General features: G+C 59.2%; 16 protein-coding genes. 10 read left to right on the top strand and 6 right to left on the bottom strand.

The genetic code is table 11. The annotated features are described in order from the left end of the window. Positions 1–7 precede the first annotated feature (7 nt). From C5L12_RS01320 to C5L12_RS01300, 5 genes are all read right to left on the bottom strand, one after another. Complete coding sequence (locus tag C5L12_RS01320) at positions 8–820, bottom strand: CbbQ/NirQ/NorQ/GpvN family protein (protein ID WP_105370201.1); 813 nt, start codon at positions 818–820, stop codon at positions 8–10. Positions 821–883: 63 nt separating this feature from the next. Beyond that, a complete protein-coding gene (locus C5L12_RS01315) occupies positions 884–2,230 on the bottom strand; it encodes a nitric-oxide reductase large subunit (protein WP_105370200.1) in 1,347 nt (448 codons plus the stop codon). Positions 2,231–2,251: 21 nt separating this feature from the next. After that, positions 2,252–2,704, bottom strand: a complete 453-nt coding sequence (locus tag C5L12_RS01310) for a c-type cytochrome (RefSeq protein ID WP_105370199.1) — start codon at positions 2,702–2,704, stop codon at positions 2,252–2,254. 373 nt (positions 2,705–3,077) lie between these two features. Then, entirely contained in the window at positions 3,078–3,353 is a 276-nt protein-coding gene (locus tag C5L12_RS01305; RefSeq protein WP_105370198.1) for a cytochrome C oxidase subunit IV family protein, read from the bottom strand. A gap of 10 nt (positions 3,354–3,363) precedes the next feature. Next, the gene (locus C5L12_RS01300; protein ID WP_105370197.1) at positions 3,364–3,909 is read right to left on the bottom strand and encodes a cytochrome c oxidase subunit 3; all 546 of its coding nucleotides are present in this window, start codon (positions 3,907–3,909) and stop codon (positions 3,364–3,366) included. A gap of 121 nt (positions 3,910–4,030) precedes the next feature. On the opposite strand from C5L12_RS01300, the gene C5L12_RS28325 reads away from it, so the two are divergent. Beyond that, a complete protein-coding gene (locus C5L12_RS28325) occupies positions 4,031–4,186 on the top strand; it encodes a hypothetical protein (protein WP_165924109.1) in 156 nt (51 codons plus the stop codon). 160 nt (positions 4,187–4,346) lie between these two features. After that, a complete protein-coding gene (locus C5L12_RS01290; protein ID WP_105370195.1) occupies positions 4,347–4,571 on the top strand; it encodes a hypothetical protein in 225 nt (74 codons plus the stop codon). A gap of 49 nt (positions 4,572–4,620) precedes the next feature. Here the strand turns inward: C5L12_RS01290 and C5L12_RS01285 are convergent, their stop codons facing one another. After that, positions 4,621–4,893, bottom strand: a complete 273-nt coding sequence (locus C5L12_RS01285; RefSeq protein WP_105370358.1) for an usg protein — start codon at positions 4,891–4,893, stop codon at positions 4,621–4,623. Positions 4,894–5,161: 268 nt separating this feature from the next. Here C5L12_RS01285 and groES point away from each other — a divergent pair, with 268 nt between their 5' ends. The 8 genes from groES (at position 5,162) to C5L12_RS01240 (ending at position 12,637) form a co-directional block, all read left to right on the top strand. Further along, a complete protein-coding gene (groES, locus tag C5L12_RS01280) occupies positions 5,162–5,476 on the top strand; it encodes a co-chaperone GroES (RefSeq protein WP_105370194.1) in 315 nt (104 codons plus the stop codon). 49 nt (positions 5,477–5,525) lie between these two features. Next, positions 5,526–7,154, top strand: a complete 1,629-nt coding sequence (gene groL, locus C5L12_RS01275) for a chaperonin GroEL (RefSeq protein WP_105370193.1) — start codon at positions 5,526–5,528, stop codon at positions 7,152–7,154. A 374-nt stretch (positions 7,155–7,528) separates the two neighbouring features. Then, the gene (locus tag C5L12_RS01265) at positions 7,529–8,083 is read left to right on the top strand and encodes a GXWXG domain-containing protein (protein WP_105370191.1); all 555 of its coding nucleotides are present in this window, start codon (positions 7,529–7,531) and stop codon (positions 8,081–8,083) included. 149 nt (positions 8,084–8,232) lie between these two features. Continuing rightward, a complete protein-coding gene (locus tag C5L12_RS01260) occupies positions 8,233–8,571 on the top strand; it encodes a hypothetical protein (RefSeq protein ID WP_105370190.1) in 339 nt (112 codons plus the stop codon). Positions 8,572–8,801: 230 nt separating this feature from the next. Continuing rightward, positions 8,802–9,713, top strand: a complete 912-nt coding sequence (gene osmF, locus C5L12_RS01255; RefSeq protein WP_105370189.1) for a glycine betaine ABC transporter substrate-binding protein OsmF — start codon at positions 8,802–8,804, stop codon at positions 9,711–9,713. Positions 9,714–9,795: 82 nt separating this feature from the next. Beyond that, positions 9,796–10,962, top strand: a complete 1,167-nt coding sequence (locus C5L12_RS01250) for an ABC transporter permease (RefSeq protein WP_105370188.1) — start codon at positions 9,796–9,798, stop codon at positions 10,960–10,962. Then, complete coding sequence (locus tag C5L12_RS01245; protein WP_105370187.1) at positions 10,959–11,897, top strand: ABC transporter ATP-binding protein; 939 nt, start codon at positions 10,959–10,961, stop codon at positions 11,895–11,897. The genes C5L12_RS01250 and C5L12_RS01245 overlap by 4 nt, the downstream gene beginning before the upstream one ends. Continuing rightward, positions 11,894–12,637 carry an ABC transporter permease gene (locus tag C5L12_RS01240; RefSeq protein WP_105370186.1) on the top strand — a complete coding sequence of 248 codons (744 nt, stop codon included), beginning with the start codon at positions 11,894–11,896 and terminating at the stop codon, positions 12,635–12,637. Before C5L12_RS01245 ends, C5L12_RS01240 begins: the two co-directional genes overlap by 4 nt. The last annotated feature ends 16 nt before the right edge of the window (positions 12,638–12,653 follow it).

Raw genomic sequence — 12,653 nt, 5'->3', positions numbered from 1 at the left:
ATATCCTTTAAGCGACGACGGCTTTCGCCAGTTCGAAGAGCGCGGCGCGGACATCCGCATCGTCGGTTAGCGGTTCGATCAAGGCGGCCCGGATCGCGTCACGCGGCGGCAGACCGCTTTCGATCAGAGAGGCGCAATAGACCAGCAGACGGGTAGAAACGCCTTCCTCGAGATCGTCCCCCTTGAGGGCGCGAAGGCGATGGGCGAGTGCAACCAGCGGGGCAACGCGGCGCTCTTCAAGGCCGCTTTCGGCAGCAACGATCGCGATCTCCTGATCCTTCGGCAGGAAGTCGAACTCGATTGCGACGAAACGCTGTTTGGTCGACGGTTTCAAAGTCTTGAGGATGTTCTGGTAGCCGGGGTTGTAGGAGACGACCAGCATGAATTCGGCCGGGGCTTCCAGCACTTCGGCGGTTCTTTCGAGCGGCAGAATGCGCCGGTCGTCCGTCAGCGGATGGATGACGACGGCGACGTCCTTGCGGGCTTCGACGATCTCGTCGAGATAGCAGATGCCGCCTTCGCGGACCGCGCGTGTCAGAGGACCGTCGACCCAGACGGTATCTCCACCCTTGAGGAGGAACCGGCCGGTCAAATCGGCAGCCGCCAGGTCGTCATGGCAGGAGACGGTCGCAAGCGGCAGGCCGAGACGCTTTGCCATATGACTGACAAAGCGGGTCTTGCCGCAGCCGGTCGGACCTTTCAGAAGCAACGGGAGCTGCCGCTTCCATGCCGTTTCGAACAGTTCGCATTCGTTGCCGGCCGGGACATAAAGAGGTGTCGCTTCGGCACTTGCGGTCTTGATCTGAGGGATCGCGTTCATCGGAGTGTCCTTGATCTTTTAGGGGGATGAGCGGCTCCACCACGAGGATGGAGCCGCGTCGCGTCATTCGGCAGGCTGGATGGCTGCACGACCGACAGGCTGGCGTTCCCGACCAGGAACGAAGAGCGCCCACAGGAACATCAGCGCGGAGAGGAGCACGAAGACGCCCGAACCCAGGCGGATCCAGTAGAACATCGCCAACTGGTCCTGTACGTCCATGTAGCCTTCGCCGAGAACGCGCTGCAGATGAACCTGGAGGACGCCCGCGAAGGTCAGCGCGAAGGTCATGACCGACATCGCCGTGCACATCATCCAGAAGCTGACCATCGAAAGCATCTGGTTATACGGGGCGCGGCCACGGATTTCCGGTACGGCATAGGCCATGACAGCGAGGTTCAGCATCACATAGGCGCCGAAGAAGGCGAGGTGGCCATGGGCCGCGGTGACCTGTGTTCCGTGCGTGTAGTAGTTGACGGAAGAGAGCGTGTGCAGGAAGCCCCAGACGCCGGCTCCGAAGAAGGCCATCACCGAGCAGCCGATCGACCACAGGAGGGCTGCGCGGTTCGGATGCTTGCGGCCAGCCTTCCAGGTCATCACGAAGGTGAAGATCACCATGGTGAAGAAGGGGGCGACTTCCAGGGTCGAGAAGAGCGAGCCGATCCACTGCCAGTAGCCCGGAGCGCCGATCCAGTAGAAGTGATGGCCGGTGCCGAGAATGCCGGAGAACAAGGCAAGGCCGACGATGACATAGAGCCACTTCTCGACGACTTCGCGGTCGATGCCGTTCAGTTTGATCATCAGGAAGGCCAGAACGGATGCCATGATGAGTTCCCAGACGCCTTCCACCCACAGGTGAACGACATACCACCAGTACATCTTGTCGAGTGCCAGGTTGGCGGGGTTGTAGAAGGCGAACAGGAAGAAGATCGCAACGCCCCACAGGCCGAAGATCAGGATGTTCGTGACGACGGTCTTGCGCCCTTTCAATACCGTCATGGTGATATTGAACAGGAACATCAGGCAGACGACGACGATGCCGACCTTGATGATGAAGGGCTGCTCCAGGAATTCGCGGCCCTCGTGGATCTTGAAGAGGTATCCAACGACGGCGACTGCCGCCGCGCCCAAGAAGATCCAGAACTGGGCGATGGCGAGTTTCGGGCTATAGAGCTCCGTCTCGGCCTCTTCCGGCAGGAGATAAAAGGTGGCGCCCATGAAGCCGATGAGTAGCCAGACGATCAGCGCATTGGTGTGCACCATGCGTACGACGTTGAACGGAAGAAGTTCGGAGAGCGTATTCGGCAGGACGTAGATGGTGCCTGCAAGTACGCCGAACAGAACCTGGGCGACGAAGAGGCCGAGCGCGCCGTAGAAATACAGCATCGCGACCTTCTGGGTTTGATATTTCATGATGATTTCCTTCCCCTGAGATCAACCGGCGTCATTCGGCGGCCAGTTCTGGGTCTTGATCTTGCTGGTCCATTCGAGGAAGTCCGCCAGATCGTCGAGTTCCTGTTCGGTCAGATTGAATTGCGGCATCTGTCGTCTGCCTTCGATCCCCGTCGGCTGGGCGGCCATCCAGGCCTTCAGCGTGGAGCGGGCGGTTTCCGGGTCGGTATCTCCGCCCCAGCGCTTCCAGACGTTGCCGACTTCCGGCGCGAAATAAGCGCCTTCGCCGAGCAGCGTGTGGCAGTTGATACAGGAGTTCCTCTCCCAGACGTGTTTGCCGCGCGCGACCCCATCGGTCAGCGTGGTCTCGTCGGTGGAAGTGGTGCGCATGTAGTAATGGCTGTGGGCGGTAAGGCCCAGGAAGATTGCGAAGAAGAACGCGGAGCCGCCATAAAAGACGTTGCGTGCCCCGGTCTTTGTGAGGCGTTCTGACATCCTCATGTCCCCTATGTACGGAAGCCTTTCGGCAAATGCAGGGGCTGCGTCGCCAAGTGCGGACGTGGACCCCGTGCAGCTTCTATGCGGGGATTCCGGGAAGGGTTCTTTGCGTTTTACCAAACAAAAGACAGTCCCGCCGGATCGGGTATGGAAACAGGCCATGCGGGCGGGACCAAGGGGTCTGCGGCAGAATTGTCGGAAAATTGGAGCAGGGTAACGGTGCGTCCGAACCGGCTGGCGCGACGCATTGGCGACGGCAATCGGACCACTCCGCGCCGACCAGGGCTGTAACGGTGGCTAATTGGTAGGGACGGATTGATATCCCGGTCGTGGAGGGGAAGGGGCAGCAGCGCCCTTTGTGCGTCGGCCGTCAATGCCAGACGGCAGGAGCAAGAGCTTTTGCGAGCCCCGCGGCGGCAAAGAAGGTCGGCCAGATCACCAGCGCCCGGGCAAGATTGGGCCGGGTGCCGCGAAGGCTCATGAAATCGAGCACGATGAGGCGGACCTTGGCGATGGTGAAAACAAGGATGATTGTAAGCGCCACGATCGGAATCGCCTGATGTTTCCATTGCGCTGCAATCAACGCAGCGACGACACCCAGCATGATGATCCAGTTGGCGCTGCTGAAGAGTTTCGAGCTGTTCATTGCGGTGCTCCTAGGTCAGGTAGATCATGGGGAACATCACCAGCCAGACGATATCGATGACATGCCATATGGTGGTCAGGATGACGATCGTCGAACGTTCCAGCCGGATCGACGCGAACACGAAAAGGAGCGCCACGAAGGCCACATGGGCGAGGTGAAAGCCGGTGATGAGGAAATAGAGTTCGAAGAATGTCTGCAGATTCGGATCGCTCGCAGCGCCCCATTCGAAGCTGTACTCTACGCCCTTCAGCGCCACGAAGAGGATACCCAGAGCCGCGGCCAAAAGCAGGAATAAACGCTGCAGCTGGGGTTTGTCCTGATATCGGACTGCCAAAGCGGCCTGCCAGCTGCTTGCCAAAAGCACGATCGTATTGAACCCCGCGAGGCGGGGAGCGAGATGCAGCTTGGCGAGCCCAAAGCTTTCCGGATGCAATATCGACATCACCAGATAGCCAAGCAGCAGGAAGCCGAAAGCCGCCAGTTCGCCCCAGACCAGTACCCAAAGAAGAAGGTCGCCACCTTCATCCGACTCCTCGGTCGTCGGAATTGCCGCCATTCGCATGTCTCCGATGTTCTGCAGGCCGGAAAATGAAGGCAATTCCGCCGCCGTTCTTTGTCATTTCGCAAAGAAACGGCAGATCGACCGCCTAGAATGGGGTCAAAACCAAGGATCTGTCATGTCTGACGCACAGCTCGGCCTTCTGCTCGCCGCTCCCATCATCATCATATTCGCCATCGCCTTGAAGCGGATGGGCGTCCTCCAGGGCTATAGCTCATTCGCCGCCGTCGTGTTCTCCGTGGCGATAGCGGGCGTTCTGTTCTGGCAGCAATAGCCGTTCGGCATGGCGCAGCTCGCCGGCTTTGGCATTGCCCCAGCAGTCAGGCCCGGTTGCCGAGCTTCTCGTCCATAAGGGCCGGGTTCGACTTCCTCATCCGACATCCTATATCGAGTCTCATCCAGACTGGGATGATGATACAGGAACGGAGGAAGATATGACAATGACTTCACAAGACGTCATCGCCGTACTTGGGCCCGTTGACCGGGCGCTGATTGCCGAGATTGTTGCAACCGGCGCCGAGGCTGGGGAGCTCGCCGAAGCATGGGCCTGGGTCAACAGCGACGAAGCGCTGATTGGCGAGGGTCGTCGTCTTCCGAAGGGAAGGGTTGCTGAACTCGTCGATCTTCTCTCGGCGGAAGACGAGGACTGGGAGGAATAGCTCCTGAAGCTGTTCGGAAAAGACTATCTTCCGGATCGTTAGGCAGACGTCAGTTGATGGTGAACTCTCCGTCGATCTGTTTCCATTCGTGCGGTCCGATCAGGCGTTTGTGGGTAAAGCGGATGGAATGCAGCGGACCGTCGAGATTGTCCTGCCAGAAATCCAGAAACCGGTGCATTTCCGGGAAATCGGGGGCGATGTCGTAGTCCTGCCAGACATAGGTCTGCAGCACGGATTCGAAATCCGGGATGCGATAGAGGATATGAGCAGTCGTCAGGCCGTAACCCTTGAGCTGATATTCCAAATCAGACGAAAAACGCATGCTTTGCTCCATTGCAATATTTGACGAGCCGCCTCGCGGGAAGCGGCTGATCATTGCAACGCGAGTGGGCGAATTGTTGTTCCTTTTTAGACCTTTAGCAGCCAGTGATCGAGAGTGCTAATTTTTTCGCAGACGGCCCTTGAAACTGCAATTTGCGCTAACCAAATCGATTTCGCCGATTGCTCGAAGAAGAGGATCGGCGCTCGTCCAGACCGGTCATCCGGTCCGGTGGGGAGCTTGATCATCATTGTTTGTCCAGGAGGAAAACATGGCGTTCCGACCGCTTCATGATCGCATTCTCGTTCGCCGCGTGGAGTCTGAAGAAAAGACCAAAGGCGGCATTATCATTCCCGACACCGCTAAGGAAAAGCCGCAGGAAGGCGAAGTGATCGCCGTTGGTCCCGGCGCGCGCAACGACCAGGGGCAGCTTCAGCCACTCGACGTAAAGGTGGGTGACCGCATCCTGTTCGGCAAATGGTCCGGCACCGAGATCAAGATCAACGGCGAGGACCTTCTGATCATGAAGGAAAGCGATGTCATGGGCATCATCGAAGCCCAGGCCGAGCAGAGACAGGCTGCCTGAAGCGCTTTGTCCATCAGTCAATGTAGCTGCCTAATTGAGGAGTGAAAAAATGGCTGCAAAAGAAGTCAAATTCCATACCGATGCCCGTGAGCGGATGTTGCGCGGCGTCGATGTTCTCGCCAATGCGGTCAAGGTGACGCTCGGCCCGAAAGGGCGCAATGTCGTCATCGACAAGTCCTTCGGTGCGCCGCGCATTACCAAGGACGGCGTCTCCGTCGCCAAGGAAATTGAACTGGAGGACAAGTTCGAGAATATGGGTGCGCAGATGCTGCGCGAGGTGGCATCGAAGACCAACGACCTTGCCGGCGACGGCACCACGACCGCAACGGTTCTCGCCCAGGCCATCGTCAAAGAAGGTGCCAAGGCGGTTGCGTCCGGCATGAACCCGATGGATCTGAAGCGCGGCATCGACCTTGCTGTCGACGCTGTCGTGAAAGAATTGAAGGCCAACGCCCGCAAAATCTCCAACAATTCGGAAATCGCCCAGGTCGGCACTATTTCCGCCAACGGCGACACCGAAATCGGCCGCTATCTCGCAGAAGCGATGGATAAAGTCGGCAATGAGGGCGTGATCACGGTTGAAGAAGCCAAGACCGCCGAGACCGAACTCGAAGTGGTCGAAGGCATGCAGTTCGACCGAGGTTATCTCTCGCCCTATTTCGTGACCAACCAGGACAAGATGCGGGTCGAACTCGAAGACCCCTATATTCTGATCCACGAAAAGAAGCTCTCCAACCTGCAGTCGATGCTGCCGGTTCTCGAAGCCGTCGTGCAGTCCGGCAAGCCGCTTCTCATTATTGCCGAAGACGTGGAAGGTGAGGCGCTGGCAACGCTCGTTGTCAACAAGCTGCGCGGTGGCCTCAAGGTCGCGGCCGTCAAGGCCCCGGGCTTCGGCGACCGTCGCAAGGCCATGCTCGAAGACATCGCCATCCTCACGGGCGGCACTGTCATCTCTGAAGACCTCGGCATCAAGCTCGAGAATGTTACCCTCAACATGCTCGGCCGCTCCAAGAAGGTCTCGATCGAAAAGGAGAACACGACTATCATCGATGGTGCCGGCTCCAAGGCTGAAATCGACGGCCGGACGGCCCAGATCCGCGCGCAGATCGAGGAAACCACCTCGGATTACGACCGCGAGAAGCTCCAGGAGCGCCTCGCCAAGCTCGCCGGCGGCGTTGCGGTCATCCGCGTCGGCGGTTCGACCGAAGTCGAAGTGAAGGAAAAGAAGGACCGCGTTGACGACGCTCTGCATGCCACCCGGGCGGCCGTCGAGGAAGGTATCCTTCCGGGCGGTGGCGTCGCACTGCTGCGCGCTATCAAGACCTTGGACAATGTTCAGACCTCCAACGCAGATCAGCGCGTCGGGGTCGATATCGTCCGTCGTGCGATCGAGGCTCCGGTCCGCCAGATCGCCGAAAATGCCGGCGCCGAAGGGTCGATCATCGTCGGCAAGCTGCGGGAGAACTCCGAATTCTCCTACGGCTGGAACGCGCAGACGAACGAATTCGGCGATCTCTATTCCATGGGCGTGATCGATCCCGCCAAGGTCGTTCGAGCCGCCCTCCAGGATGCCGCGTCCGTCGCCGGTCTTCTGGTGACGACCGAAGCCATGATCGCCGAAAAACCCAAAAAGGAAGCCGCTGCGCCGGCAATGCCGGCGGGTGGAATGGACTTCTAACTGCCGCGAAATCCGGCCCGCCTCTAACGTAGAGGCGGGCCTTTTCTATGCCGCTTAGCTGGTGCGGCGATCCTGCGCTATAGTCCTTCCTCTCCGCCTCCATCAGGAACATCGCTCCGCCTGAAGGGTTGGAAGCGCATGGCGGCATAGGCCGCGATCAGGGATGGAGAGATTTCGATGGAGAACAAGCGCCCGAAAGCGAACACACCGGCGAACCCGGATGCTGTGCCTGAAGGCACGCCCAACGCAGCGGAAAACATCTGTCGGCGATGCTCCGGCACCGGCAGGATATCAGCAGGGCAGTGCCCGGAATGCGGCGGAACAGGGAAAGTTCTTACTGCGGTCGGAGGCGCGGGTTGATCCCACCGCCGATCATGCATCGGGACCTGGCACTTCCTCAGGCGTCGTCAGAAGCCGCTTTTGCCTTTTTCGACCAACTCGACCCCGTGTCGCCGGAGGCGCTTGTCGGGTTATGGCGCGGACAATCGCTTCCGACGGGGCACCGGCTGGATGGAGTTCTGGACAATCTGGGCTGGTATGGAAAGCGTTTCAACGCCGACTTGCGTGCCGACCCGTTGCTGTTTGCGAGTGGTCATCGAAGACTGGCGCCGCTCGACCCCGGAGCGCTTCCTATGAGGCTCGTTCTTCAACTCGCTGCGCATTTCGGCCGCACACGGATGGCCCGTAACGGGTTTACCCACCTGCAAAGAGCACTGCGGGCGCGAGGCCCTGTCGCGTCTTTGAAGTCTCTGCATTACAGAGGCAAGACAAGTGCGGCAATGGTTTATGATCGACAGCCGATTGTTGATCATCTTCGCGGGATCGACGACGATCGACTGATGGGGGTGATGGAAATACAGGGCAATGGTGGCGGGTATTTCTTTCTTCTCACCCGCGCCTCCGCTTGGCTCGGTCCTCAAGATTCATAGCTGCAATGCCAAACCGCAGGAAATCAGGAGCTTCAACAACGGAGGAACTTGGGGGTTTAAGATTAATAGTTAATATCAAGTGATATTGCGGGTTTTAATACCTGTGATAGAAGTATTTCTGCCCGATTCTGGGTAGAGGGGATATTCACTTGACTAAGTTTATCTACGCCGCCGCGGGAGCTTTCGTGGCCATTTTCGTTTCGGCTGGTGCATCCAGCGCCGAGGATCTGATTTTCACGCTGACGAACAAGACGAAGGGTACACTGGAGCGCTTCTATACGTCGCCGGTTGGCGTCGGAGATTGGGAAGAGGATGTGTTCGGTGAGGACGTGCTCGGACCAGGCGAGAGCATAAAAGTGACCATCGGCGACGGCCGCGATGTCTGCAAGTATGACATGCGCTTCGAGTTCACCGAAGACTCCGGCTTCGAAGATCTTGAGGATACTCAGGACCTCTGCGCGATGGGCTCCTATACCATTCACCAATAAGTCTCTGTTGGTCTTCGTCGAGCCCCGTCAGGAATGGCGGGGTTTTTGCACGTCTTGGATATCGTGCTGCGCCCTTTGTCGTTACCGTTTTCGGCAACGGACGGAAAAATTAGCGATCCGGCTGGATTCGGAACTCGCAGAGTGCAAAGCTCACCCTACATAGGGGAAGCTCTCACTTGTTTCGGCTCTAACTTTCGCGGGATGCCCCGCTGTCCGGAGGAAATTCAGTCATGTCCCTGAAAAAGCAGTTTCTGGGTATCGCGTTCGCGCTGGGCGTTTCGGCTACTATGGCGCATGCCCAGGTCGTGGTTTCCTCGAAGATCGACACCGAAGGCGGAGTGCTCGGCAATATTATCCTCGCCGTGTTGAAAGCCAACAAAATAGAGGCCACCGATCGCATTCAGCTGGGTGCGACCCCGGTCGTCCGCAAGGCGATCGCTGCCGGCGAGATCGACATCTATCCGGAATATACCGGCAATGGTGCCTTCTTCTTCGAAAAGGCCGACGATCCCGCCTGGAAGGATCCGAAAAAGGCTTATGAGACAGTCAAGAAGCTCGATTACGACGCCAACAAGATCGTCTGGCTTGCACCGTCGCCGGCAAACAACACATGGGCCATTGCAGTCCGCAAGGACGTGGCCGACGCAAACAAGCTGAAGACGCTCAGCGATTTCGGCAAGTACGTTGCCGGTGGCGGCAAGATCGTATTGGCGGCCTCTTCCGAATTCGTGAACTCGGCTGCGGCGCTGCCCTCGTTCCAGACGACTTACGGCTTCAAGCTGAAGTCCGACCAGCTCATTACCCTATCCGGCGGCGACACGGCCGCTACGATTGCGGCGGCGGCCAATCAGACGAGCGGCGCAAACGCGGCAATGGTCTACGGAACCGATGGCGGTATTGCGCCCTCCGGACTTGTGGTTCTCGAAGACGACAAGGGCGTGCAGCCCGTCTATCAGCCAGCACCTATCATCCGCGAGGAGGTGTTGAAGAAAAACCCGAACATCGAAGCGCTGCTGAAGCCGGTTTTCGAGAAGCTTGATCTCGTCACGCTGCAGGATCTCAATGGTCGCGTGCAGGTGGGCGGCGAGCCGGCCAAGGCGGTCGCAGAGGACTTCCTCAAGAAAAACGGCTTCTTGAAATAGTTTTTTTCCAAGGATTTTATGCGGCATAGGCCGGACGCTTCCAAGTGTCCGGCTTTTTGATCGGATCAGGAGCAGGGGCGGTTTGAGAATCCAGCTCGACAAACTCGGCATCGTCATTGCTCTTCTTGCGGCTTATGGGACGCTTGGGGCTTCCTTCGCCGTGTCGAAGCCGAACCGCATCGTGCAGGGGCAGGCGAAATCGATCCTGGATGCGCTTCCCTCCTGGGCGGCTTGGGCTCTGTTGGTGCTGTTGTTTGCCGCCGCGGTCGTGGCACTGCTGCGGACATCCGCCTGGGCCAAACTGATCGCGGCAGCCGCAGCGCTTCTAGCGCTTGCGCTTGCCATGGGTTTGACAGGGCACTTCCTCACACCAGCGGGCAACACCTACGCTCGCGTGTCTCCCGCCTCAGGTTTCTGGATCCTTCTTTTCGCCTTCGCGCTGCTGGCCGCCGATGCGATCACGCGGCTGAAGCCGCCGCCATGGATGCGGGTGCTGTTTCTGATATTGGCAGGCGCCGGTGTCGGAGGTCTCCTGTTTTCGGGAAGCTGGGACGGGCTTTCGATCATGAAGGAATATGCAGGCAGGGCCGATGTCTTTTGGGTCGAAGCAGGCAAACACGTCACGCTCGCGCTCGGGTCGCTTTTGGCGGCTGTGGCGGTCGGCCTGCCGCTGGGCATCCTTTGTCACCGGGTCGAGCCTTTGCGGGCGAGCGTTCTGAACGCGTTGAATATCATACAGACAATCCCATCCATTGCGCTTTTCGGCATTCTCATCGCGCCACTCGGGTGGATCGCCGCGACGGTTCCCGGTGCCGCGGCACTCGGCATTCGAGGCATAGGGGCCGCCCCTGCATTCGTTGCGCTCTTCCTCTATTCGCTGCTGCCGGTCGTCGCCAACACCGTCATCGGACTTTCAGGCGTTCCGAAAGACGCGGTCGATGCGGCGCGCGGGATTGGGATGACGAACCGGCAACGGCTCTTCAAGATCGAGTTTCCGCTTGCGTTGCCGGTTATCCTCACCGGTATCCGCATCGTGCTCGTCCAGAATATCGGTCTTGCAACGATCGCGGCCCTGATCGGGGGCGGGGGTTTTGGCGTTTTCGTCTTCCAGGGCATCGGCCAGACGGCGATGGATCTCGTGTTGCTTGGTGCGGTGCCGACCGTGGCGCTCTCCTTTGCAGCCGCCGTAATACTGGATGCACTTATCGAGCTCAATTCGCGGGCCGTAAACGGAGCGAGGTCGGGATGATCGAGATCGACGCCATCACCAAACAATATGACGGCGTTGCCGTTGTCGACGACGTTTCCATGGTGATCGAACCGCGCACGATCACGGTCGTCGTCGGTACGTCCGGTTCGGGAAAAACGACGCTGCTGCGCATGATCAATCGGCTGGTGGAGCCGAGTTCGGGAGCGATCAGGCTGGATGGCGAAGACAACCGGTCCATCGCCGGTTACGAACTTCGCAGGCGGATCGGCTACGCCATCCAGGGGCATGGGCTGTTTCCCCATCGCACCGTAGCGCAGAACATTGCGACCGTGCCAAGTCTGCTGGGTTGGGAAAGGCGGCGGATCGATCTGAAGGTCGCGGAACTGCTCACCCTCTTTCAGCTTGAACCGGAAATCTATGGGCCGCGTTACCCGCATGAACTTTCCGGCGGCCAACAGCAGCGGGTGGGAGTGGCGCGGGCCTTGGCGGCAGAACCCAATGTGCTCCTGATGGACGAACCATTCGGCGCCCTCGATCCGATCATCCGCGCCAAGGCGCAGGAGGATCTGCTGGCGATCCAGAAGCATTTTGGCACGACTATCGTGCTCGTGACCCATGACATGAACGAGGCCTTCCACCTCGCCCACAAGATCGCCGTGATGGATCAGGGAAAGGTCGTTCAATACGGACCGCCGGCCGAGCTTGTGCAGACACCGGCGACATCTTTCGTGGAAACCCTGATCGGCGAGACGGAGCGGCCATTCCGTCTGCTTTCGATATCAAGGGCCGGAATGGCCGTAGAGCCGGGTGAGGCGGCTGGCGAGCCAATTCGGGAAGACAGGACGCAGCAGGACGCGCTGGCCGACCTTCTCTGGAGTGGAAGAACGGCGTTGCCGGTGGTTTCGGTCACCGGCATGCCGATGGGACGGGTGACTCTGGACGCGCTTCTCAAGCGGGCAGCGAGGCCGCTATGAAGGCCTGGCTGCCGACCGCATTGCGGGCAATGCTGCTTCTCCTGCTGAACGCCTTTCTGCTCTTCCCGGAAAGTTTCGAGCCGTTGTTCAAGTCTCTGGTGCAGCCGAACGCGCCGGCCATTTACAACCAGGGCAGCCTGCTCAACCTGACGCTCTTGCACCTGAAGATCGTATTTTTCGCCACGCTGATTGCCGCGATCATCGCCGTGCTTTTGGCGATCCTTGTTACCCGGCCTTTCGGAAGCGAGTTTCTGCCTTTGTCCCGAAGCCTCGTGAATATCGGTCAGACGTTTCCCCCGGTTGCGGTACTGGCTCTGGCGGTGCCGGCCGTGGGTTTCGGGGAAAAGCCGACGCTGATCGCACTTTTTCTTTACGGCCTCCTGCCTATTTTCGAGAACACGCTTACGGCGCTCACCAATCTGCCCCGGTCGGTAGTGGAGGCGGCACGCGGCTCCGGCATGACGGGTTTCCAGCGGCTGCTGCAGATCGAATTGCCGCTGTCCTTGCCGGTGATTGTCGGCGGCATCCGCCTCTCGGTCGTCATCAGCCTGTCGACCGCGACGATCGGCTCGACGGTCGCGGCAAAAACACTCGGCGAGGTCATCATCGCCGGACTGCAGTCCAATAACCTGGCGTTCATATTGCAGGGGGGGCTGATCGTCGGAGCTTTGGCCGTCCTGATTTATGACGGTTTGTCGGCCGTGGAAGCCGTGCTGGCGCGCCGGGCCGGTGTTCGATGATGTCGAGATGCGGTTA

The sequence above is a fragment of the Neorhizobium huautlense genome (assembly GCF_002968575.1).
Classification (GTDB): Bacteria; Pseudomonadota; Alphaproteobacteria; order Rhizobiales; family Rhizobiaceae; genus Neorhizobium; species Neorhizobium huautlense.
Note: the sequence above shows the minus strand (reverse complement) of the source record. Positions and strands in the feature narration are given on the sequence as shown.